At 50.5% G+C, this 25624-nt stretch carries 16 protein-coding genes; 7 read left to right on the forward strand and 9 right to left on the reverse strand.

What is annotated here, in order from left to right; translation table 11 throughout:
* Positions 1-35 precede the first annotated feature (35 nt).
* The gene (gene tnpA, locus ACTBZS_RS06405; RefSeq protein ID WP_460429815.1) at positions 36-449 is read right to left on the reverse strand and encodes an IS200/IS605 family transposase; all 414 of its coding nucleotides are present in this window, start codon (positions 447-449) and stop codon (positions 36-38) included.
* Positions 450-535: 86 nt separating this feature from the next.
* Between tnpA and ACTBZS_RS06410 the strand changes: the two genes are divergently transcribed.
* Complete coding sequence (locus tag ACTBZS_RS06410) at positions 536-1429, forward strand: patatin-like phospholipase family protein (RefSeq protein WP_460430444.1); 894 nt, start codon at positions 536-538, stop codon at positions 1427-1429.
* Here the strand turns inward: ACTBZS_RS06410 and ACTBZS_RS06415 are convergent.
* The 3 genes from ACTBZS_RS06415 to yihA form a co-directional block, all read right to left on the reverse strand.
* Positions 1323-1832, reverse strand: a complete 510-nt coding sequence (locus tag ACTBZS_RS06415; RefSeq protein ID WP_460430445.1) for a DciA family protein — start codon at positions 1830-1832, stop codon at positions 1323-1325. The two genes, ACTBZS_RS06410 and ACTBZS_RS06415, sit on opposite strands and share 107 nt — an antisense overlap.
* Positions 1829-4279: a hypothetical protein gene (locus ACTBZS_RS06420; RefSeq protein ID WP_463043603.1), complete on the reverse strand. Its 2451-nt coding sequence runs from the start codon at positions 4277-4279 to the stop codon at positions 1829-1831. Before ACTBZS_RS06420 ends, ACTBZS_RS06415 begins: the two co-directional genes overlap by 4 nt.
* A gap of 131 nt (positions 4280-4410) precedes the next feature.
* Positions 4411-5082: a ribosome biogenesis GTP-binding protein YihA/YsxC gene (yihA, locus tag ACTBZS_RS06425; protein WP_022654173.1), complete on the reverse strand. Its 672-nt coding sequence runs from the start codon at positions 5080-5082 to the stop codon at positions 4411-4413.
* Between the two features lie 89 nt (positions 5083-5171).
* Between yihA and ACTBZS_RS06430 the strand changes: the two genes are divergently transcribed.
* The 6 genes from ACTBZS_RS06430 to ACTBZS_RS06455 all read left to right on the forward strand — a co-directional run bounded on the left by ACTBZS_RS06430 (position 5172) and on the right by ACTBZS_RS06455 (position 20657).
* On the forward strand, positions 5172-5792 hold the full coding sequence (locus ACTBZS_RS06430; protein ID WP_460430447.1) for a c-type cytochrome: 621 nt from the start codon (positions 5172-5174) through the stop codon (positions 5790-5792).
* Positions 5793-5870: 78 nt separating this feature from the next.
* Positions 5871-7901 carry a cytochrome c biogenesis protein ResB gene (locus ACTBZS_RS06435; RefSeq protein WP_022654175.1) on the forward strand — a complete coding sequence of 677 codons (2031 nt, stop codon included), beginning with the start codon at positions 5871-5873 and terminating at the stop codon, positions 7899-7901.
* Positions 7902-9041, forward strand: a complete 1140-nt coding sequence (ccsB, locus tag ACTBZS_RS06440; RefSeq protein ID WP_463043604.1) for a c-type cytochrome biogenesis protein CcsB — start codon at positions 7902-7904, stop codon at positions 9039-9041.
* Positions 9042-9044: 3 nt separating this feature from the next.
* Complete coding sequence (locus ACTBZS_RS06445; protein ID WP_463043605.1) at positions 9045-9755, forward strand: pseudouridine synthase; 711 nt, start codon at positions 9045-9047, stop codon at positions 9753-9755.
* Positions 9756-9854: 99 nt separating this feature from the next.
* Positions 9855-10070, forward strand: coding sequence for a hypothetical protein (locus ACTBZS_RS06450; protein WP_463043606.1), 216 nt, complete (start codon positions 9855-9857; stop codon positions 10068-10070).
* Between the two features lie 261 nt (positions 10071-10331).
* Positions 10332-20657, forward strand: a complete 10326-nt coding sequence (locus tag ACTBZS_RS06455; RefSeq protein ID WP_463043607.1) for a DUF5801 repeats-in-toxin domain-containing protein — start codon at positions 10332-10334, stop codon at positions 20655-20657.
* A 74-nt stretch (positions 20658-20731) separates the two neighbouring features.
* Here the strand turns inward: ACTBZS_RS06455 and ACTBZS_RS06460 are convergent, their stop codons facing one another.
* The 5 genes from ACTBZS_RS06460 to atpG form a co-directional block, all read right to left on the reverse strand.
* Entirely contained in the window at positions 20732-21433 is a 702-nt protein-coding gene (locus ACTBZS_RS06460) for a thermonuclease family protein (protein WP_463043608.1), read from the reverse strand.
* Complete coding sequence (gene glmU / locus ACTBZS_RS06465; RefSeq protein ID WP_460430452.1) at positions 21430-22806, reverse strand: bifunctional UDP-N-acetylglucosamine diphosphorylase/glucosamine-1-phosphate N-acetyltransferase GlmU; 1377 nt, start codon at positions 22804-22806, stop codon at positions 21430-21432. Before glmU ends, ACTBZS_RS06460 begins: the two co-directional genes overlap by 4 nt.
* A 93-nt stretch (positions 22807-22899) precedes the next feature.
* Positions 22900-23322, reverse strand: coding sequence for a F0F1 ATP synthase subunit epsilon (locus ACTBZS_RS06470; protein WP_022653665.1), 423 nt, complete (start codon positions 23320-23322; stop codon positions 22900-22902).
* Positions 23323-23337: 15 nt separating this feature from the next.
* A complete protein-coding gene (gene atpD, locus ACTBZS_RS06475) occupies positions 23338-24714 on the reverse strand; it encodes a F0F1 ATP synthase subunit beta (protein WP_460430453.1) in 1377 nt (458 codons plus the stop codon).
* Between the two features lie 38 nt (positions 24715-24752).
* The gene (gene atpG / locus ACTBZS_RS06480; protein WP_460430454.1) at positions 24753-25619 is read right to left on the reverse strand and encodes a F0F1 ATP synthase subunit gamma; all 867 of its coding nucleotides are present in this window, start codon (positions 25617-25619) and stop codon (positions 24753-24755) included.
* Positions 25620-25624: the final 5 nt, after the last annotated feature.

Genomic DNA, 25624 nt, shown 5'->3' on the forward strand with positions numbered 1-25624 from the left:
GTATCAAGCCGAATCGACGCCGTGCGCATCATCGCTTATCGCCTCTTGGTGACATGCTCGCAACGCTCAATGTAGCGGCGGATGGTCTCGGTGCTGACGTTGCCCGCCGTGCCGACGTAGTACGACGGCGACCACAGGTGTCCGCCCCACAGCCGTTTCTTCAGCGCCGGGAACTGCTGGAACAGACGGCGAGCCGTGACGCCCTTGAGCACCTTGACGGCATCGGCTACGGCAATGGCAGGCGGGATGCTCAGAAACAGGTGGATATGATCCGGTTGAATCTCCTTGGAAATCACCGGCCAACTCCGTTCCGCACAAATCACATCCAGCATCGCCCCTGTTTCCTCCGCCACCGCTCCAATCAGTACGTCGCGCCGATACTTCGGGCACCAGATCACATGGTACGCCGTTTGATAGACGCAATTACGTTTCGTGACAACATCAATCATGCGTCACAGTTTACACCACATGGTGCGCTTCGCGCACCCGCAATTCCTCCCCTGACTCAAGTCAGGGGTTTCCTTGCGGAGATTCTATGAATCGAAGATTTTTTTTGGCCGCATGTGCCACAGCGATGCTGACCGCGTGTGGCCATGTGTCCCCTCTCTTGCAACCAACGACACCGTCCACCACGCCTCCACCACCGTTAAAAGTGGGTCTGGCGCTCGGCGGGGGCGCCGCGAAGGGCTTTGCTCATGTAGGGGTGATTAAAGTTTTGGAAACTGCCGGCATTCCCGTTCATATTGTCACCGGCACCAGCGCTGGCAGTGTCGTCGGGGCGCTGTATGCCGCTGGTTATGATGGCTTTCGCTTACAAACGCTGGCCTTTGGATTAGATGAGTCGAAAGTCCGTGATTTGACTTTTGGCAGTGGCGGCGTGGTCAAGGGACAAAAGCTCGAAGACTATGTCAATCAATTAGTCCACAAACGCCCAATTGAAAAATTAGCCAAGCCCTTTGGTGCGGTTGCCACAGATCTTGATACCGGCAAACGGGTGTTATTTCAACGCGGCAATACTGGCCAAGCGGTACGAGCATCAAGCAGTGTGCCTGGGGTGTTTGAACCGGTGGTCATTGGTCAACGGCGCTTTGTCGATGGTGGGTTAAGCAGTCCAGTCCCAGTAGAAGCCGCACGCGAAATGGGGGCCAATGTGGTGATCGCAGTGGATATTTCTAGCAAAGCCGGTCATAGCCGCCCAGAGGGTGCACTGTCTATCCTCGATCAGACCTTTACCATCATGGGACAAAAGTTAAGTGCACAAGAACTTAACCGCGCCGATGTGGTGATTCGCCCTGCAATTGCGGGCATTGGTGCAGCAGATTTCAACCAAAAACATCAGGCGATGTTGGAGGGGGAGCGGGCGGCCAAAGCGGCGCTGCCGGAGATTCAGCGCAAGTTGGCGGCATGGCGCGGCGGTGGTGGGCGGTAAGTTGTTCCAAACTGGCGCGCAATTTGGGATGTTGAATGCGATGAGATAGCTGTTCAAATTCCGCTAAGGTTTGGTCGCTGATTGGGACAGCTTTAGGGGCTGTCCTATCGCGCTGCTTGGGCTTTACCACAATATTGACCGCCGGAAAGTGCAATCCTCGTGCAGCAAAGCCCTGCAAAATGACTCGTTCAAAACGCTGCAATTTGCTTGCCGCCATCCCCGATTGGGCAAACACCACCAAACCATCCTCACGGGCACAAACCAGCTGACAACTGCCATGTAAATTGGTGGGCAGTAATGTTAAAAACAGTTGGTTCATACGGGCAAATGTGCGCGCTTGTTGTAGTAATTGACCTAGCCCGCTGTCCTGTCGAGCGAGGTCATGGATGGGATGACGACTCATAATCCACGCAAGGCTGCAATTAAATCGGGGGCAGGGGTGGCCGGTAGGCCTTGCCGCACTTCCTCTAACATCCCTGACAACACCGTGACACTATCGGCAACCAACTCAATCAGATTGCCAGTAATTTCATGACGTTGCAGCGTATCGGCTAATGTCACAGCTAATTCTGCAATCGCCATCTGTTTTGCCACGACGGCGGCTTCCGCCAATAACAGCGAAGCAGCGGCCATGCGTTGTGCAGACTCCACCCCATGTGTCAGCCGTTCGCGGGTGATGGCGGCGAACAAACCTCGCGATTGTGCACAAAATGCAGCATGTTCAATCGCCGCTTGGCCTTCGCTGTCTTCCAAGGCATCTTCAACCACAGGGGTGTTGAGATGGGGAATATCATCAATCGCGATGCTTTCTAACACGGGTAATTCTGGTGGTGCGGCCATCGGGGCCGGCGTGTCAGGCTCGGCTGGTGCAGTTGACGCAACCGGTGTGGGCGCAAAAGTAAAACGTGGTGGATTAGGATCCCCCGCTTTGAGCTGTGCCAACGCTTCAGTGAGCTGTTGCAAGGTTGTGGCATCTGCCGTGGGGAAACGATCCAAGGTTTTACCCAATTCAGCCAGCACAGAAGCAGTATGTTGGGCTTGCCAATCGCTAGGCCCAGACAGCGGCAAATTGTCAGCCATGTTGACCAGTGTACTGATGGCATCGCTAATTAACGCATTATCGAGTTCAGGGGCATCTTGTTCTAGTACCGTCAGTGCATCACGGAATAAGCCAAAGTGAGAGGTACTGCCGGCGACAAGACGAGCCCAATTAGACTGTAAAGCTGCCGCTAGGGTACGCATGACCACTAAACGCGGATAGGCTTGGTCGATATGTTTGGGCGGCATCAGGCTGCTACTGGCCGCATCTTTGCTCGAAAAAATGTTTGTGTGTAATACACGTTCGTGGGCAGGCAAAGCTGCTTCAGATGCAGGAAGTTCGCTGCGCTCGGATTCGGGCATCTCAACGCTGGCTAGTGACGGAGGCGCACTCACCGGTTCCCCCTCTGCCATTGTGTGAGCTAACGGCGGCGTGAAACTGGCCGCAGTGTTCACTTGCTGCAACGCCACTTCTGGGAAAGTGGGGTTGAGAAAATCTTCTAGAGCAAAGTCATCCAACGCCTTAAGAGGCTCGGCGGGTAGAGCAGGGGCTGTCGGTGCATTTTGATCTGTTACCGTCGGAATGGACTCTGTGATGGGGTCTAAGGGCTCAAGCACAGGGATGTCGGCGACCGGTATCGCAGCAGCAGGCACCTCTGGCGCGGGGATTTCCAGTGCTGGCGGCAGCGTTAACGGTGTCGTGTCATACGGCACATAGCCCGGCAAGGGATCTTCCTCAACAGGTAAGGTTAGCTCGGGAATGTCCTCTAGTACCGGCGGCAAAGACATTGCCGGCACGGGCTCAAGCACCGGTTCAGGCACTGGCACTGGCACTGGCACTGGCACTGGCACTGGCACTGGCTCGGGTACTGGCTCGGGTACTGGCTCGGGTACTGGCTCGGGTACTGGCTCAGGTACGGGTTCAGGCACTGGCTCAGGTACTGGCTCAGGTACTGGCTCAGATACGGGTTCAGGTACGGGTTCAAGCATCGGCTCAGGTACTGGCTCAGGCACTGGCTCGGGCACTGGCTCGGGCACTGGCTCGGGCACTGGGTCAGGCACTGGCACTGGCACTGGCTCAGGCACTGGCTCAGGCACTGGCTCAGGCACTGGCTCAGGCACTGGCTCAGGTACTGGCTCAGACACCGGCTCAGGTACGGGTGCAGAGGCCGCAGCGGTGGTTGCAAAAGCCGCTACAACCGCTGCACTGGCAGAAATACGCGGTGGCGTTGGGCGAATGTGTTGTGCAGGTGCAACACTTACCGCTGTTGGTGGTTCCTCCACCAATAACGGTGTGTCGGCTGGCAAACTTTCATCTTCCAGTTGCTCTAACAAACTGGCGGCATGATCGGCACCAATCTCCAATAAAGCCAGACTGGCTTCAACCGCTGGATGATGTTCTTGTTGATACAAACGCTCCCACAGCTGACGCGCTAACGATACCGGCGGGGAATAAGGCTGGCTGTCATCGCCCCGTTTTTTCAGCTGCCGTGCCAACTGCGCAGGCAACAAGCGCGCTCCCTCACTGTGATCACCGGCAAACGTGTCAACATTGATACTGGCTAGTTTCCAAAACCCCGCTAATACCGGATCAGGTTCATGGCGTGCCGCGCGCTCTAACGAATCGCGCATGATTTTAAGTCCTGCTGGATCTGCGCCACGCAACCACGCTAGCAACCCTCGTTCATAACGCTGCCGATCTGTGGCAAACAACGCTGCATCAAAGGCCACTGCAGGTAAAGCAGGGGCAAGTTGGCTGATGCCAGCAAAGAGGCGGTGTTCATCATCAGGAAGGTGAGTAGCGTGGGTCATAGTTCAGACAGGATTCTTAGTAAGGAAAGCTATTTTAGTGGAGATAGCACAAGTTTTTGCAGAACAACACCAATTAGCGCCGCTATTTTGCTATTTTTTCGTGCTATCAACGATGTCCACCTGAAACCGTGTTATGAATCAGCCACTTCATCGCCCTCTGCAGCCTCATCGCGAGCCGCTTCCATGCCACGTTGCAGAGAGGCTTGTTCTTCGGCGTGATGTGCGAACCAACGTTCCACCACGGCCTCTACTTCGGTAATACCCTGTTTTTTCAAGCTTGAGAACAATTGCACAGAGATTTCAGGCCGGTCTTGTAGGGCCGCTCTGACTTTACGCAAAGTCTCTTGCTTCTCTTGCTGGTTTAATTTGTCCGATTTGGACAACAAAATATGCACGGGCTTACCGGTAGTGCGGAAAAAATCCAGCATTGCCCAGTCTAAGTCCTTCAATGGATGCCGTGCATCCATAATCAACAACAACCCAATCAGCGGTTGACGAGTTTGGAGATAGCGCCCTAACAGCGCCACCCAATGCGTTCTGACTGCTTCGGGGACTTGTGCATAGCCATAGCCGGGCAAATCCACCAAAAAACGGTTTTGATCGAGGTCAAAATAGTTGATGTGTTGGGTTCGTCCCGGAGTCTTAGAAACGAATGCCAGACGCGTACGATTGGCCATCGTATTCAGGGCGCTGGACTTGCCAGCATTGGATCTGCCGGCAAAAGCAATCTCGGCTCCAGTGTCAGGAAGATCCTTCAAGTGGTTAACGGTAATGTGAAAACGAGCGTTTTGGAAAAGAGACATGGTGAATGGTCAAGTCAGTTGGTATAGAATCGCGGGTTTATAGCTATCATCTGTGCCACAAGATTCAGGCGAAAAATCAAGGAGCAACCATGAGAGTTTCTATGCTGTTGGCAGCGGTCGGGCTGGTAAGCGCCAGCGCTGCATTTGCCAATCCGGCAGTTAGCACAAAGCCGGCAAATGCGGCAGCCGCCAAGCCGATTGCCGAACAGGTCTGTGCAGCATGTCACGGCGTGGACGGTAACAGCGTGGCAGCGGCCAACCCTGTCCTGGCTGGCCAACACCCAGAGTATCTGTATAAGCAGTTAGTCGAGTTTAAAACCGGCAAGCGTAACAACGCTATTATGTTGGGGATGACCGCTGCTTTGTCAGATGATGACATGAAAAACTTGGCTGCGTACTTTTCTCAGCAAAAGTTAAAGCCACGTGAAGCCCCTGATGCTAAGTTGCAAGAGGCTGGCGGCAAGATTTTCCGTGGTGGGATTGCAGCGTCTAAAGTGCCTGCCTGTATGGCTTGCCACGGTCCAACCGGTGCGGGGATTCCTGTTGAATACCCTCGCTTAGGTGCACAACATGCGGGTTATATCGAAGCACAAATGTTGGCGTTTAAGAAAGGCGAACGCGCTAACAATAACGTGATGATGGATATTGCTTCGCGCATGACCGACGCTGAGATCAAAGCGGTATCAAACTATATTGCTGGCCTGCGTTAAGCGCAACTTAACCCGAGTTTGGCAATCAGAGGGGGGAGCACGCCTTGGCGGCTCTCCCTTCTTTCCATTTTGATGACTATGAAAACACCTACTCGCTCTACGGTTTTTTGGGCCTCGCTGTTTGACTTACTGAGTTCTATGCGCTTTGCCATTGGTTTACTCACCATTTTGGCGATTGCTTCGGTCATCGGTACGGTATTGCAACAAAACCAACCCTATCCAAACTACGTGATTGAATTTGGTCAGTTTTGGTTCACAGTATTTGAATGGCTGGGGCTGTTTGATGTCTATCACTCGGCATGGTTTTTAATTCTGTTAGCGTTTTTGGTGCTCTCCACCAGCTTGTGCATCTGGCGCAACACCCCCGGCTTTCTCAAAGAAATGCGCGGGTGGCGTGAGCATGCTTCCGAGCGTTCGCTGGCAGCCATGAGCCATACTGCCCTACTCCAAGGTACAGGCACACCCGAAACAGTACAGGCCTACCTAACTAGCCAAGGATTTGCAATCAAAACCGCCCAACGCGAAGATGGCTCAACCATGGTGGTCGGTAAGCGTGGGGCAGGCAATAAATTAGGCTATTTCTTTGCCCACATTGCGTTGGTGGTGATCTGTATTGGTGGCCTCATGGATGGCAATTTGCCACTCAAAATCGGTGAACTTGTCGGCACCATTCGACCCGAAACTCGCGATATTCCACAAGGCCAAGTGCCTGCAGAAAGTCGTCTCTCTACGAGCAATCTCTCTTTTCGTGGCAATGTCACTATCCCAGAAAACAGCAGTGCCGATGTAGTATTTTTGAATGCAGGGCGGGGCTATTTGGTACAGGATTTACCCTTTATCATCACCCTGAAGAAATTCCGTGTTGAGTACTATCCAACAGGGATGCCAAAGCTCTTTGCCAGCGATATTGTGATTACCGATAAGGCCAGCGGTAAGACCCGAGAAGAAACCGTCAAAGTGAACCATCCAGTGCATGTCGATGGTGTGGCCATTTATCAGGCCAGCTTTGGGGATGGTGGGTCCCCCCTAGCACTGACCGCATGGAACCTCGCGGCACCAGCAATGGGCCCGATCAAGGTTGAGGGGCGATCAATGAATCAACAACCGTTGATTGCCAATGGCAAACCGTATTCGCTTGAGTTTGGTGAGTTGCGTGTTTTTAATATCCAAGACATGCGCGACAACTCCACCGTTGCAGTGAACAAAACTTTTAACGAATTGCTGTCACAAGCGCAAAGCGTGCAACACGAGAAAAACCTCGCTAATGCCGGCCCGACCATTCAATTCAAACTACGTGATAATCAAGGTCAGGCGTTTGAATATCACACGTATATGTCGCCGTTGGTTTTAGAAGGGCGCAGTTATATCGTGACCGGTGTACGTAAAGAAGTCGGTCAACCATTCTCCTATTTGCGCCTACCGTTGGATCAAGAAGGCTCGCTGCAAAGCTTTATGCGGCTGTATGCCACTTTGCACGATACAAGCCTGTATCCTGAGATTGCTCGCCGCGCGGCTGCGAAGGCGTTAGCGGGTTCGTCTATTAGCCCCGAGATGCAACAACAATTTCAATTTAGCGTTGAATTTGTCCTCAATCGTTTCCATGAGGGGGGATTCCGTGCTTTAGATGAATTTGTGCAAGCGCGAGTGCCAGCGGATAAACAAGCCGAAGTGGGGCAAACCTATATCAAGATTTTGCAGGCGGTCGTGGTGGACATGATGGAAATTGCACATCAGCGTGCTGGCCTTGCCCCGTTTCAACTTAACGAAAATAACTACCGCTTTTTGCTAGATAGCTTGGTGGCCGCAGGGATTTTAGTGCGTGACTACGGTTCGCCAGTTTTCCTACAACTTTCTGGCTTTGAACAAGTCCAAGCCACAGGGTTACAGCTCACTCGTTCTCCCGGAAAAAATGTCGTCTACTTCGGTTCCTTAATCTTGGTTTTGGGAATCTTGTGTATGTTCTATATCCGTGAGGTGCGAGTATGGGTTCGTCTTGGCGCACAAGATACACGCCTAGCGGTATCAAGTAACCGCAAAAACCGCGACCTCGAGCAAGATTTTGCCCGTCATCAGGCTCGTTTATTGGAAATCGTGCAAGGAAAAGCCTAAATGGAATTGGTTCATTCGCAACTGAACACCAACCAAAAGCGGTTGGATGTATTTGATTGGCTCTATGCTGCCCTGATTGTGGTGGCGGCAGTGGTGGCCGAGCAGCAATATGGCCAGTATATGGATATTTATGAGCACTCCATTTTGATTGGCAGCACGCTCGGCTTGATTGCTTTAGGTTGGTTTTGGAAATCGTGGCGCTGGTTTTTTCCTTTAACGGGAGCCTTAGCCCTTGCTGCGATTGCGCTTTATGCAGGAGATATTAACCAAGGCCAAAGTCGGTTTTTCCTGCGCTATCTGCTGTCGTCACAATCGGCGATTATGTGGATGTGCACCTTGTTTTTCCTCGCTATGGCCGTGTTTTGGGCCGCATTATTTTCACGCTCGGCCTTCCTAGAACAATTCGCGACGGGATTAACTTGGGCTGCCTCGGTCATGGGACTGACGGGGCTTTTTGTCCGCTGGGACGAAAGCTATCTGATTTCTCCTGATATCGGCCATATTCCAGTGTCGAATCTGTACGAAGTCTTTGTGCTGTTTTGTTTAATCACTGCCTTGATGTATCTCTACTACGCAGAGCGGGTGGCAACACGTCGGATGGGGGCATTTGTGCTGCCGATTATCTGTGCTGCCGTCGGCTTCATCTTGTGGTACACCTTTGATCGTCAGGCGCATGAAATTCAACCGCTTATCCCTGCCCTGCAGTCTTGGTGGATGAAAATTCATGTTCCAACTAATTTTATTGGATATGGTGCCTTTGCCATTGCTGCCATGTTGGGGATTGCCGAACGCCTTGTATCGCGTGGTGTTTTGGCAGACCGACTGCCCAGTGCCGATATTATGGAAGAAGTGATGTACCGCGCGATTGCGGTTGGATTCTTATTCTTCACGATTGCGACCATCCTCGGCGCAATGTGGGCAGCCGATGCGTGGGGCGGCTATTGGAGCTGGGATCCGAAAGAAACTTGGGCGTTGATTGTATGGCTTAACTACGCCGCTTGGTTGCATGTGCGGTTAGTAAAAGGTTGGCGTGGTGCAGTGTTGTCGTGGTGGGCCATTATTGGTCTTTTTGTGACCACTTTCGCCTTTATTGGCGTGAATATGTTCCTGTCTGGCCTACATTCTTATGGTGCACTATAAGCGATGTCAGTTGTTACCCTAGAGCGCCTGCTACAAGCCGAAGGGCTTGGCAGCCGGCGTGAATGCCGTGGTTGGATTATGGCGGGAGCGGTGTCGGTGAACCAACAGCCGGTCACCGATCCGCAGCAAACATTTCCCCGCGATGGCACTTTGTTATCTTTTAACGATGAACAATGGTTCAGCCAAACCAAGCTGACGGTGTTGCTGCATAAACCGGCTGGGGTCGAGTGTTCCCACAACCCCAGCCACCACCCTCCCGTCCATCAACTATTGCCAATCCGCTTGCGTCAACGAGGCTTACAGTGTGTCGGTCGCTTAGATCAAGACACCACTGGACTGTTATTGCTGACCGATGACGGCGCTCTCAATCATGCTTTAACCTCGCCAAAACATCACGTTCCGAAAACCTATCTGGTCACCACGGCCCATGCGCTCACCCCCAAGATGTTGGCGGATTTGTTGGCGGGGGTGGTATTGCGTGATGATCCTCACCCTGTGTTTGCTCAAGCCGCAGAACAGGTCGATTCCCACCAATTGCGTTTGGTGATTACCGAGGGGCGCTACCATCAGGTGAAGCGGATGCTGGCCGCGGTAGGCAATCGCGTCGTGGCTTTGCATCGCGAGGCAATTGGTGCGCTTATGCTTCCACCTGATTTAGCCTGTGGTCAATGGGCCACACTTTCAGCGCAACAACATTCTCTTTTAACAAAGTGATACTGGTTTCCTTGCGTTTAGTCAGATGACGTGTGATAAAAATCAGTTAGCGTCAATTGGCTTACGATGCTGTTCGTATGAACGTCAAAAGGAAATGCCATGATCCGCCGCAAGAAAAAACAGCTCGCGCAGTGTTTTAAGGTCCGTCTTGCTGTCTCCCCTTTGTCCAGCGCGGAATTACAAGAGGCAGTTAGCCAGGCCGAACATCAAGCCGATCGCGAACACGATTTGTTTTTTGATCTGGTGGTTCACGAAATGGTCATCCCCGACATTGAAGAACCTGGCACATTATTATCTTCAGAAGACAAGTTTTAGCCATAAATAGATTTTATTACTGAAGGCAAAAAGCGTTTTTTTTGTTTTCTGTGAATTAGACGTTTCTACCAAGATAAAATCGATTCTTCTTTTTGTTTCAGCTCTGTTTTTTAAACCGTATGGCGAAAAATTTAACGCATTAAAAAATAGATGCGCTCAACCCGATTTGCATTTAAGATGACGGAAGAGGACTGTTTCTATTAGGAAAAGCGTGGCGTGTCAGCCCGCTAACCTTGCTTCAATTCAGGAGTGCAGTGAATCATGGATAATGTCAATAACCCAAACGTCGATAACGATCACCAATTAAACGAAGAACTCACCACCTTAGCGCGTGACGTAGGTGCGGTGAATTTGGCTGACGATCCTGCTGCACAAAATATTGAAGCAGCGGCGCGGGATGAAGCGTTAGACCAAATTATGATGAGTAAGCGTCAACTGGAAGCCAGTTTTGAAATGGCACAGTTGGCAACAGGTTATGTCCCCACCGAAAACACGGTGCTTTCACAAAGCTTTTCTTCTGCAGCAGGGGAAACCACAGGTACCCGAGCACAAGCTTTGACTCGTGGTTTTGTTGCCAATCCGGTTGAAGTCGCTCAACAGTTGATGGTTGAAGTACCAGAAAGCGCAGCAGAACAACGTTTGGCAGACGCTGGAGATGCCAATGAATCAGTCGTGGCTTCAGCCTTAGCCGGCGATTTACAAGCCATGGCGTTTTCTGTCCCTGATCAACAGCAAAACTCAACGACCCAGCTTGATCCGGTGCTAGATCCAATTGTTGACGTTCAACCCACGCCAACACCGACGCCTGAAACCACAGAAACACCTGATCCAGAACCCACTCCAACGCCAGTACCGACACCCGAACCGGTTCCGACACCTCAACCCACCCCAACGCCACAACCTACACCAACACCGGTCCCGACGCCTGAACCAGTGCCTACACCTGAACCAGTGCCTACACCTGAACCAGTGCCTACACCTGAACCAGTGCCTACGCCTGAACCAGCCCCTACGCCTGAACCAGTGCCTACGCCGCAACCTACACCAACACCGGTCCCGACACCTGAGCCAGCCCCTACGCCAACACCAGATACGCCAAAGGAACCGGAAAAGCCAGAGCCGCCGGCTCGTCCCATACCTGAACCGGCTCCGACCCCGCCGAACTTATCTTCTGCACAAAGTGAAGTAGAAGAAAAAGCGCTAGACCAAGGTGGAAGCGAAGCCGAGCTAGACACAGAGAAAACAACTGGCACGTTCACTTTTACCCCCGGTTCTGCTGGTGGGGATAAGCTGGTTATTTTGGATAAAAATGGCCAAGCCGTTGAGCTGAGTCGTGATGGTGGGCCGGTGGTCGTTGAAGGACAGCACGGTAAATTAACCGTGTCCTTCGTGGATGGTAAATACCAATATGAGTATCAACTAGACGGTGCAGTCAAACACGATAAAACACAAGGTCAAGACAATGCCTTGCCTGATGATTTTGTGACTCAGGTGATTAACAACGGCAATGTCGTGACCAGTGGCAAAATCGGTATCACCATTACGGATGATGGCCCAAGCATTGCGGCGGAAGAAAGCCAAGCACCACAATTTATCCAGAGTGATGCAGGTCTCGCTAACGGCACGCTTGGCCAACAAGATGCCGCGACGGGTGAGTTTAAAGCCTCGTTCAAAGTGGGCTTTGGCGGTGATGGTGAAAAAATGACCGTGGTTGGCCAAGGTGATCAAGCTCAGTTGGTCGCTAATGGCATGCAATATGGTTTCAAATTTGATGAAGGCGCTAACAGTGGGTTGAAAGACACCGCCACCGGTAGCGACATCAAACTGTACACCAACACAACGACTGGCGAAGTCGAAGGCCGTAACGCCAATGGTGACGCCATCTTCTCCCTGAAAATCGACAGCACCAGCGGCGAAGTCACTCTGACCCAAAAAGGCGCCATCCTACACAGCGCCCCTGATGGTCAAGCAGGCGGTGCTGACGAACTGCAATCACTGGCAAAAGATGCACTGAAAATTGTCGCCACCGCAACCGATGGTGATGCGGATACGGCAGCGGCAGAGATCGATTTAGGCAGTCGGATTGCCTTTCAAGATGACGGTCCGAGCCTCGCTGCCTTGCAAGACCAAGGCCCTAGCTTGGTCCAACGTGACTCTGGTTTACAGAACGGTACTGGTGCACCACAAGCAGCGGATAAAGGTGCTTTCCAAACCAGTTTCACTGTCAACTTTGGTGGTGATGGCCAAAAAATGGCTGTTGATGCCGATGGCAAACCCATTGCTGATGGCATGCGATATGGCTTCCAATTCGAGGAGGGTGCTGATAGCGGACTTAAGGACACTGCAACCGGAAGTGACATCAAACTCTATACCGACCCCGTCACGGGAGAGGTAGTTGGTCGTGCTGGTAGTGAAAATGGTGATGCAATTTTCTCACTAAAAATCGATGCTGCAACCGGTGAAGTCGTGCTAACGCAACAAGGCGCCATTAAGCATGATGCCCCTGACGGTAAACCAGGGGGGGGTGACGAATTACAATCTCTGGCCAATGGTGCATTAAAAGTGGTTGCCACAGCAACCGATGGAGATGATGACAAGGCGGTCGCTGAACTTGATTTAGGGGGGCGAATTGCCTTCGGCGATGATGTACCCGTGGTGACCGTAGATAATACCCAAGCACCAGCAGCAAACTTAACCATTGAGTATATGGGCCGTGGCGAAGCGAAGTACGATCACGGTTTCGGTTGGTATGTCAAAGATGCGAATGGTAACCCAACTGAAGGCACCTTGTTGTGGGATACACCAAGCGAAGGTATGTCACCGTTCAATATTGCCTTACCAGAAGGTGTGACACCTGACCAAGTCGGCTTTTTCCTGCTGCCTTATGACTTAACCAATCCAACAAACCTGTCATCATTGCAGATGCTAGATGCAGGCTCCAAGCTTTCTTTCACTAAACAAGGGGATACGTGGGTTGCTCAGCTTGGTAATACTCAAATCAAGACTGCCGATGGCCAAGTATTTTTCTCGGATAGCAAGCTCAATAGTGATGGGCAATCGCACGTTCAAGGCACAAGCTCCGGTACCTCGATTGGTACACAACTGGGCGGCAATTTTAACTGGGAAGATTTAAAAGTCACAGCACAAGATGGGACAGGTTCGGATAAAGATTTTGATGATCTCAACCTAAAACTGTCTTGGAGTGGTATGACCCTGCATGTCAAAGACAGTGATGCCTCAGCGGGGAGCAGTGTTGATAACGATCAAGATCTCGGCGATACCGCTTTAGCTGGTAAATTCCAATTCAATTTTGGTGCCGATGGCGAGCTTGACAGCGGTGGTAAGTCCTTTGGTTTACAAATTGCCAAAACGGACTCCGGCTTAAAAGATTCTGCGTCTGGTCAAGTTGTACAAGTGAAATTAGTGGATGGTCAGGCAGTTGGTTATGTAACTGTCGATGGCAAAGAACAGAAAGTATTTGCGGTCGAGGTAGATAAAACCACCGGTGAAGTATCGATTGAGCAGTTCCGCGCGGTGGTCCATCAGTCTAATGATCCGCACGAATTGACGACCATCGGTTCGGATGTCATTCGTCTCACTGCACAAGCGACGGATAACGACCTTGATCAATCGAATGTCGCTTCTTTTGATCTGGGCAAACAAATTTATTTCCAAGACAGCGGGCCTGCTGCTGTTGATGACAGTTTGGTTGTTGATCTCTCGAAATCAAACAACAGTAACATTAATGTTTTAGCCAATGATGCCCATGAAGGGAAAGAAGACGGTGCTAAAGCAGCAGTGACCTTTAATCGTGAGGGCGGTGATCGCAGCTATGCTCAAACCGATCTCTCAGGAGACACGTTTGTTGCGAAAGGTCAAACAGGTAACGATGCTACAGGCGGAAATAAGTACTACGGTGAGTTCAGTATTAACCAAGATGGCACAGCAACCTATACCTCGGACCTATTGGCCAAAGCACTATTAGAAGGTGAAGAAATCACCGAACAGTTTAACTATCAGATGAAAGATGCTGATGGGGATACTGACACGGCAAATGTCACGGTCAAGGTGCAAGGCGCAAACGACGCACCCGAATTTATTGTTGGCAGCGATAAGGTCGAAAAGCTTTTCATCGACCGCGATAAAGACGGCAATGAAGATGAAGGTGAGGTTTCTCATTTTTCCAATGCGAATAATGACAGCTTAACATTCAATGTACAGGAAGATGCGCTGAGCACAGGTCATGTCGCTGAATGGGAAGGGGCAAAAACCACCTCTGGGAAGCAAGATTTTGGCATCGCCGATCCAGATGTAACTGACAAACCAACCGTTACTTTCAATCCCTCCGTATTGCCCAAACTCACTTCCGGAGGTGAGGATGTCGTGTGGGTGGTCGAAGGTGCCGTCGCCAAAGGTTATGTAAAAGGATCTGATGGTAATGCTGATACGGCTAAGCCGGTGTTGGAAGTCACCGTAACGGGTGATTACCAGAATGGTCAAAAATCCTATACGGCGAATGTTGAACTCAAAGGGGCAATTGACCATCCGAAAGTGGGTGACGCTTATTCTTCAGACTCGGATACAACCAGTCTCAAATTCGAATTGGTGACAACAGATAAAACCGGCGGATTAACAGACAAATTAGCCATGACTGTTACCGTAGAAGACGATACCGCTGTTGCCAAAGACGATACCGATAGTGTGCAAATCAGTGGCAGTCAACTGGGTAACAAAACAGATGGCAATGTAATCACCGGTGCTGCAACAACCAGCGGTGATACTGGTAAAGATGCTCTCGGAGCTGATGGTGCGAAAGTCACTAAAATCAGCTTTGGCTCGACCTCTGATGAGAGTAATGCCGACGGGTTGCAAGTCGCAGGCGAGCATGGCCAACTGACCATGAACGCAGATGGTAGCTATGTCTATACCTATACCGGTAAAGAAAACAGTGTCGATTTATCGCAAGCCACCGTCGGTGCCGACGGTAAGATCACTGCTGGCGGTGTGACAATTGAAGGCTACGGCAACAACAGCCCTTATGCCGATCAGGCTGTTACCACAGACAGCGGGCGTGTCACCAATCAAAACACCAGTCTCAATGTCACCGATAGCAACGGTCAGGACACTACACCGGCAGATGCCTCTGTCACAACAGGTGGTGGTGTGGGTGTGGGCCAAACACAATCGGTGGGTGTGAAGTTTGATGGCAATGTAGTTCGTGCTGAAGTCAAACTAGACAACCTTGATCAGTCGGAAGCCGCCCGCTGGGAGGCATTTGATGCTGAGGGCAATAAAGTCGGTGAAGGCTATATCGGTGGCCAAAATGGTTTGCTGAATGCCGATGGCACAGCCGAAATTGAAGTCATCGGCATTGATGGCAACCCAATTTTGTTCCAAAACTTAGTATTAACCTCAAATCAGGTCAATCAAGATCAGGCCACGGGTAGTGGCGGTAACTATCTGGTGAAGGGCATGACCTACACCGGTGAAGTGGCCGAAAACACACAAGAGGTTTTCCAATATCAGTTAACCGATGGTGACGGTGATACCGACAGTGCAAACCTGACGATCAATCTCAATCAAACCTATGATAAAAACGTTGCCACGGTGCACGAAGATGGTTTGGTAAGTGGTAATGCTGATTGGTTCCCGAAAGTATTTAGCTACGATGAGAAGGCTGAACTGGCTAACTCACAGGGCAAACTTGGCATGGGTGCAGCAGAGTACGACATCAACGCTCCAATGCAAAAAATCACCTCTGGCGGCCAAGAGGTGCAATGGAGTAAATCCGCCGACAGCGATGGCAATACCATTTTAGTCGGGACGAAAGCAGGCGGTGAGGCTGTCGTTGCGGTGACCATGGATAAAGCAACGGGCGAATACCAAGTTGAGCTGAAAGGCGCCATCGATCACAACAATAACGATCCTGTTGCCGGCAAAAACGAAGATTTGTTCTTACAGTTTGTTGCCGAAAAGAAAACTGCTGATGGCACTGTTGAAAAGCAAGGCTTTAACGTTAAGGTGCAAGACGATGCCCCTGAGGCAGGTCTATCACAAAACGTAGTCATTGCGAACCAAACGGATACCAGTGCAACGGCGAGTTTGAATGTCGCCATTGGTGCCGATGGTTGGAAAGAGACCAAGATTGAGGGTGATACGCTAGCGGTGAAACCGTTTGCAGATACCTCCCCAAATGATGGCAAAGACACGTCGCTGACACACAGCAAGCAAGCTGCAGGCGGTGAAATAGCCGAGGTGAAATATGTCACGGGTGTTGCAGCCAATGGTGATGCGATTTATGTCACTTCTGGCGGTGATCGCTTAGTCTATAAAACTGATGCCAATGGTTTGGTCAGTGCAGTCAAAGAAACCTCAGGTGAGGTTGTGTTCACCGTCAAGCCGAACCAAGGTTCGTACACGGTTGAAATGAAGGGTCAGGTCGATGCCTATGAAGTGAAAGAGGAATCGAAAACCACCACCACTGAAGAAACAAAAATTACCACCGGTACGCAAACGGTAACAGTAGAAAAAACTGTCGAGTTACCACTCGATAAACTGACTAATCAACCTGAAGATCAAAAAGCACTCACGAATGTTGACCTAGTCGATGGCTCGGGTAAATCGATTGGCACCGTTGATATCACTCTATCGGCACAAAAGGATAGTTCAACGGCACAAGGTTTTACCGATACAACAGCTGTCGAACAAATTAATGCCAGTAGCGACGGTCAAACAGGCGGTTCATTGGTTGGCATTGATAACCGTCAAATCAATAATGACGATCCAACAAATAAAGGTGATGACGACGGTGATGAAGGCGAGCGTTTAATTATCGACCTGGATCCAACAGGCGGTATCAAAATTACGGAGGTAACTGTAACAACCACCAAACTTGGCTCGAATGAAAAAGCCTTGTTGGGTACTGAGTTAAATGCAGATGGCAGCCTTAAAGTCAGCGCAGAAAAGATTGGTACGGCGACACAAGGCAATAATGTTGATACTCGCGAAACGGTGAACGTCACCGATAGTAACGGCATCGACAAAGTCTATGTACAGATGGAAAAAGTTGATCCAACTGATAAAACCAGCGCAGATGGTTTTTCAGTGGCTGGTGTTGGGGTGAAATACCAATACCAGGAACAACAAGACATTAAGGTTGACGCTACCAAACAAACCCAAACCACAACGACAACAACCAAAGCCTACGATGTGACAATTTCGTTTACTGCAACGGTAACCGATGGTGATGGCGATCAAGCGCAAACCAATTTCCATCTGACCATTGATGCCAATGGTGATGGTAAAGCTGAGGCTGTCGATACAGGTGAATCGACCGTAGTGGTAAAAGAAACAACAACGACCCTCGTTAATGTTTATGACGAAAAAGGCGAAATTATCGCTGGTCATACCCAAACCGCCACCACCAATACCGAAACTGAGCAAGTCATCAATACCGGTATTTTGGATACGCTTGGCAAAGTTTACGGCGATAGTGACGTGTTACAAGCAGCCAACGACCAAGGTTATGTTTTGAAAGGTGGCGCTGGTGCCGATGAGCTCTATGGCGGCAGTCAAAATGACACGCTGCTTGGGGGGAGCGGTGATGATTTCCTGCGCGGAGGTAAAGGTAGCGACTCTATCGATGGTGGTGGGGGTGGAGATACGGCTTCGTATGACGATCACAGCGAAGATGTCGATGCCAATTTGCAAACTGATAAAGGTATCACCGGTAACGATGTTGATGACTTAGTCGCAATAGAACATCTCATTGGTGGCTCCGGTAATGACAAATTGACTGGTGATGGCGGAGATAACCGTCTCACCGGCGGTCGTGGCAGTGACACCTTAATCGGCGGCGGTGGTAACGATACGGCTTCTTATGCTGACCATAATGTTGCAGTGAATGCCAACTTAACCACTGGCGCTGCAACAGCAACCCAAACCAACGGCACAGTGGATCAGGATGTATTAACTGATATCAATAACCTGATTGGTGGTAGTCAGGATGACACATTAATTGGCAATAACAATTCCAATGTGATCTCTGGAGGTACCGGCAACGATACTATCGTTGGACTGGGGGGCGACGATACCTTACGTGGGGGTGCAGGTAAAGATAGTATTGATGCTGGCGATGGTAATGACTTGGTGTTTGGTGGGGGCGGAAGTGACCCCGCTGGCAATGTGATTAGCAGCAACCCTCTGCTGGGAGCCACTCCACAACCTACAGTAGATGATGATGACACTATCTCGGGTGGTGCTGGCAATGACACTATTCAAGGCAATGCTGGCAATGACAGTATCGATGCAGGAGCAGGCAACGACAGCGTGCAGGGCAATGCAGGGAATGACACCATTGACGCAGGCACCGGTGATGACACAGTAGATGGAGGTGTCGGTAACGATAGTTTGGCTGCTGGTGATGGGAATGATTTGCTGTCTGGTGGTGCGGGTCGCGATACGTTGGACGGTGGCGCAGGTAATGATACCTTAATGGGCGGTACCGGTAATGACACCCTGCGTGGTGGTACTGGCCGCGACACGGTATCGTATATTGACAATACCTCTGCCGTAGATGCTTCTCTCTCTTCTAATAAGGCATCTGGTAGCCAAGCAGGTAAAGATGAGTTGTCTGATGTCGAAAACCTCATTGGTGGTGCGGGCAGTGACCGCTTAGAAGGCAATGCAGAGGATAACCTGTTAGAAGGCAATGCCGGTAACGACACTTTGATCAGTGGTGGTGGCCAAGACACCTTAACGGGTGGAAGTGGCAGTGATACTGCTTCGTTTGAAAATCTGACTAAAAATGTCACAGCAGATTTGACCACCGGAAAAGCAACCCACGATGGCAAAACGTCCATTCTTGATGGAATTGAAAACCTGACCGGCGGCTCAGGAAACGACCGCTTAATTGGCAATGACCAAAGCAATATCCTAATCGGTGGAGCTGGTAACGATACATTGCAGGGTGGTGCAGGTAACGATGTACTCGATGCCGGAGCAGGTAATGATGATGTGAACTCTGGTGATGGCAACAACACTATCAAGGGTGGTGCAGGTAACGACAAAATTACCCTAGGGAGTGGTAATAGCACGGTCGATGCTGGCTCTGGTAACGACACTATCACTGGCGGTAGCGGAAATAACAGCATCATCGGCGGCATCGGCAATGACAGTATTACCGGTGGAACAGGCAATAGCACGATTGATGGTGGCTATGGAGATGATCGAATTACAGTGACTGATGGTAATAATTCGATTGTGGGGGGAATTGGTAACGATATCATCACAGCGGGATCGGGTAATAACACCATAGACGGAGGGACTGGTAACGACTCCATTACGGTTGGGACTGGAAACAACGCCATTCAAGGTGGAGATGGTACCGATACCATTACTACAGGTACTGGTAATAACATCATCGATGGCGGTAACGACAACGATAAAATCACCACAACAGGTAATGGTTCGAACACGATTACCGGCGGCACTGGTAACGATACGATTAATGCCGGCGGGGGTGCCGATAGTATTGATGGCGGTTCTGGCAATGATGTTATCAATGCAGGTGGTGGTGATAATACGATCATTGGCGGAGATGGTAATGACACGTTATCAGCCGATGGTGGTAATAACTCTGTCGATGGTGGCAGTGGTAACGATGGCATTACCGTTACTGGAGCAGGTAACAATACCCTAATTGGTGGTGTTGGAAATGACACTATCAATGCAGGTGATGGTGCAGATAGCATTGATGGTGGTGTTGGCAACGATACAATTAATGCCGGTGATGGCAACAACACTGTTGCCGGTGGTGATGGCAATGATTCAATCACTGCTGGTACCGGTCATGACAACATCGATGCAGGTGCGGGTAACGATACTGTTAAAGCCGGAGCAGGCAACGATACCATCATGGGAGGTAGTGGTAGTGATCAGCTCTATGGTGAAAGTGGCAACGATGTCATCGATGCTGGCAGTGATAACGACAGTGTTTATGGTGGCGATGGCAATGATAAAATCGCAGGTCGCGATGGTAACGACAGTATCGAAGGCGGTAATGGTAATGACATTATGGATGGTGGAGCAGGTAATGACACAATCCTTGGCCAAGCTGGACAAGATATTTTGTCTGGAGGAACAGGCAATGACAATCTGAATGGTGGAACAGGGAACGACACACTATTAGGTGGTTCAGGAAACGATACCCTCGATGGTGGAGCTAACAATGATGTGATGTTGGGTGGTTCGTATGACGATACCTTCAAAACAACGTTAGGCGACACTGTGATCGGTGGTGCTGGTAATGATGTAGTACAGACAACGCCAGGTACAGTAGGACAAGAACTACCAGACAGTCATTCACCTGCGCCAACACCATTCACGGAAGAGCAAATTTTGGAAACGATTGAACAGAATTTGGCTGCAATTGACTCGGCAGTTGATCCGTTCTTCGATTTCCCAGATTTAGGTGATCCGGGTGCACCGGCAAGTGATTGGCTGGATTCGACAGGCAGCGATAACCTGTTTATTGTTGAGATTCCAACTGATATCCCAGCACCAGAACCCACAACTTCGCCAATCTAACAGCGCCTTCAGCGCAATAAAAACCCCTGTTTTTACAGGGGTTTTTTGCTTCTTAGTTCATATCATCATACCGCTCAACGACACAATGCCTCACATGGCACCCCATCGCCATCTTTATCTAACGAGGGCACACGGCATTGCTGTAATACGGCCTTGGCTTCAGCACAATCACGCATTTCGCTGCAACGTGTTTTACGACAATCAGCGGTACCGTTGGCTGCTGGTGGGGTTTTGACTAATGGAGGAATGGAGGGGTCTGTTTTGGCTGAGCTATTGGGAACAAACTGCCCACTGCGTTGCTGTTTGCGCCATTCCCACGGAGCTTGAGGATTAGCCTGTTCCCATAGGCCCTTCTTGGCACGCCGTGCTTGTTCTTGAGCAGCTTGGTAGCGTGAGTCAGATGAGTATTCTTTATACCACCACGCCATCCCTTCTTCTAATAACTGTAAGTTAATTTCCTTACCCTGTAACCACACCACACCTACCACACGACCATAGCGGTCTTTAGTTTCCACGGCGATAGAGACTTGTTTACCAAACACTTTATCTGCCAAAGCTTGTTTGGCTTTACCGCCGTAAGGCATGGCAGATTCGGGAGCATCAATCTGACCTAGGCGTACTTTCACCTTTTCGCGGTTAGCATCAACCAAAGTCAAGGTGTCACCGTCAGCAACAGAAATCACTTTCCCCTCAATTGTTTTTGCTGCCCAACTTGGCACCACTAAAGCAAAGGCCAAGATGGGAACGGCCAACCAACGACCTACACTCTGTTTCATTTTATATCCTTTAATTTTTGCGGCCGTTTCCAATCGGTAAGGGTAATGGCCTTACTCCGTGCAACCGTAAGCGCATCGGCAGGCGCCGTTTTACTGATGACAGAACCGGCACCAATGGTGGCGTTTTCTTCAACCACAACGGGTGCAACAAGCATCGTCCCAGAGCCAATAAAAGCGCCATTGGCAATACGAGTGGTAAATTTATTTACACCATCATAATTACAAGTGATTGTTCCCGCCCCAATGTTGACACCTGCACCAATTACCGCATCCCCAATATAGCTCAGGTGATTGACCTTACTCCCTTGAGCAATGTGAGATTTTTTCACTTCAACAAAGTTACCAATATGCACCTGATCGGCCAGTTCAGCCCCGGGACGCAAACGGGCATACGGCCCTAAACGACATGAAGCCCCCACTTGGGCTTGTTGTAAATGACTAAAAGCCGCAACATCAGTCCCTGCGGCAATGGTGACATCGCGTAAGACACAATTTGGCCCAATCGTCACACCATCGCCTAAGTCAACGACACCTTCAATCACCACATTGATGTCAATAAAGACATCCTTACCACACCGCAGCTCACCGCGTAGATCAAAGCGGTTTGGATCGGCAAGCTGTACCCCTGCTTCTAGCAAGGTATTGGCTTGTTGTCGCTGGTAAATTCTTTCTAATTCAGCCAGTTGTAATTTGCTATTGACCCCTGCGGCTTGCCATGAGTTTGGTACAACACAACCGCGCACCTCCACACCTTCCGCCACGGCTAATGCAATCACATCCGTAAGATAATACTCACCCTGTGCATTACTGTTTGATAAACGTGACAACCAAGCGGCTAGATAACGATTGGGCAATGCCAAAATACCGGTATTGATCTCAGTGATCATTTTTTGTGCTGGCGTGGCATCTTTTTCTTCTACGATAGCGCGAATCTGACCTGCGGCATCACGAACAATGCGACCATAGCCTTGCGGTTGTGGTAAGTGATCGGTGAGTAAAGCAACTTGGTCACCAGCAAGGGTTAACAACTGTTGTAATGTTTCAGCTGAAGTCAGTGGTACATCTCCATACAGCACTAGCGTTGTTCCATCACTAGGCAAAAAGGGTAAGGCTTGCTGTAGTGCATGGCCTGTGCCCAATTGCTGCGCTTGATGTGCCCACTGAATATCTGTTTCTGTGGCGAAGGCCTGTTGTACTTGTTCGCCGCCATGACCATACACCACCACCAATTGCTGTGGTTGCAAGCGTCGAGCGGTAGTAACGACATGACTTAATAAGGAACGACCCGCGAGCGTATGCAGTACCTTAGGCAGGTCTGAACGCATCCGTTTGCCTTGCCCTGCGGCAAGAATCACAATCGAGAGAGAGTTCATTTAATAATCAGACTAAAAAATAGAGATCTTAAACGAAAAACGGGCTGTTACTGATTCAGTAACAGCCCGTCACACCGTAAATGCTCAGTACGGTTAGTGTACCCGCTTGCGCAGATATTCCAGCGCGTGCAGTTCGGCAATGGCCTGTTTCAGCGCAGCACGAGCTTGTGCCACATCTTTATCATCAGAGGCTTTTGCCAATTCTGCTTCAGCCGCTTTCTTGGCTTCAAGCGCACGCTGCTCATCCAGCTCTTCACCGCGAATCGCCGTATCTGCTAGCACGGTAATCGCATTTGGTTGCACTTCCATCATGCCACCAGACACGACCACCAATACTTCCTGTGCCTGACCCGCAACGCGGATGCGCAACGGACCAGGTTTGATACGGGTCAAGAGCGGCACATGACGTGGATAAATACCGATTTCACCCATTTCTGCTGGCGCAACCAAAAATTCGGCTTCACCAGAATAAATTTGGGCTTCGGCACTCACCACTTCCACATGCATCGTACTCATGGGTTAACCCCTCAATTACAGCGACTTGGCTTTTTCGACCGCTTCTTCGATACCACCCACCATATAGAACGCTTGTTCTGGCAGGGCATCGTATTCACCGGACAAGATAGCCTTGAAGCCTTTGATGGTCTCTTTCAGGCTCACGTACTTACCTGGCGAACCGGTAAACACTTCAGCCACAAAGAACGGCTGGGACAAGAAACGCTGGATCTTACGCGCACGAGCCACCACCAGTTTGTCTTCTTCAGACAATTCATCCATACCCAGAATCGCAATGATGTCACGCAATTCTTTGTATTTCTGCAGGGTTGCTTGCACACCGCGTGCGACGTTGTAGTGCTCTTCGCCAACCACTAATGGATCGAGCTGACGAGAGGTGGAGTCCAGTGGATCCACTGCAGGGTAAATACCCAAAGCAGCAATATCACGAGACAACACAACGGTTGCATCCAAGTGGGCGAAAGTGGTTGCAGGGGATGGGTCAGTCAAGTCATCGGCTGGCACATACACGGCTTGGATCGAGGTAATCGAACCCACTTTGGTCGACGCCACACGTTCTTGGAATTTACCCATTTCTTCTGCCAGCGTAGGTTGATAACCCACAGCAGAAGGCATACGGCCCAACAACGCAGACACTTCGGTACCGGCCAAGGTGTAACGATAGATGTTGTCCACGAACAACAACACGTCACGACCTTCATCACGGAACTTCTCGGCCATGGTCAGACCAGTCAGTGCCACGCGCAGACGGTTGCCAGGAGGTTCGTTCATCTGGCCATAAACCAGCGCCACTTTATCGAGAACGTTCGACTCTTTCATTTCATGATAGAAGTCGTTACCTTCACGAGTCCGCTCACCCACACCGGTAAACACAGAGAAACCACTGTGTTCGGCAGCGATGTTACGGATCAACTCCATCATGTTCACGGTTTTGCCCACACCGGCACCACCGAACAGACCCACTTTACCGCCCTTAGCGAACGGACACAGCAAGTCAATCACCTTAATACCGGTTTCCAGCAATTCGGTGGCAGAGGACAATTCGTCGAATTTAGGTGCAGCGCGGTGAATTGGCATGCGCTCTTCGGTGCCAATCGGACCCAATTCGTCAATTGGGGTCCCCAGCACATCCATAATACGACCTAAAGTAGCGGTACCCACGGGCACCGAAATCGGTGTACCGGAGTTCACGACCGGAAGACCACGTTTCAGGCCATCCGAGCTACCCATCGCAATGGCACGAACCACGCCGTCACCAAGCTGCTGTTGTACTTCCATGGTCAGACCGGTGTCCACCACGCGAAGGGCGTCATAGACCTTGGGGATGCTACCGCGCGGGAATTCCACGTCGATAACCGCACCAATGATCTGTACGATTTTGCCTTGGCTCATTATCGGTTCCTATAAATCAATACTGTTTCCCGCGCGCCTTACACGGCGGCTGCGCCGGCGACGATTTCCGAAAGTTCGGTGGTAATCGCTGCCTGACGGGCCTTGTTGTAGGTGAGCTTGAGGGTCTCGATCACATTAGCCGCATTGTCAGTTGCAGCCTTCATCGCCACCATCCGTGCTGCTTGTTCCGATGCCATATTTTCAGCAACGGATTGGTAAATCACGGATTCAATGTAGCGTTTCACCAAAAACTCGATCACAGAGGAAATATCCGGTTCGTACAGATATTCCCAAGAATATGGATATTCTTGTTCGAGCTCTTCTGGTTTGAGTGGCAACAACTGTTCGCTCTTCGGCTCTTGTTTCATCGTGTTGATAAATTTCGAGTACACGATGTGCAAAGCGTCGATACGACCTTCTTGATAAGCCTTCAACATCACCGACACCGGGCCGATGAGTTTGTCCATCTGAGGGGTATCCCCCAGATGTGTTGCGCTCGCCACAATGTTCATCTTCAGACGTTGGGCAGCGGTGTAGCCTTTTTGACCGAGGGCGCAGACGTCAATTTCGACGCCCTTGTCCATCAACGCTTGCGCGTCATTAAAGAACTGACGCAATACGTTTGCATTTAAGCCACCGCACAAACCCTTGTCCGAGGAAATCAGAATGATGCCAACACGCTTGACGTCGTCTCTGGCATCCAAAAACGGATGGCTAATATCCGTATTGGTTTCAGCCAGATGCGCCATCACCTCGCGGATTTTCTCCGCGTAGGGACGCGCTTGACGCATACGTTCTTGCGTCTTACGCATCTTGGAAGTTGCGACCATCTGCATTGCGCGGGTGATCTTCTGCGTGTTTTGCACGCTTTTGATCTTGGTGCGAATTTCCTTCCCGACTGCCATATCCC

The organism is Aquaspirillum sp., from assembly GCF_055136605.1.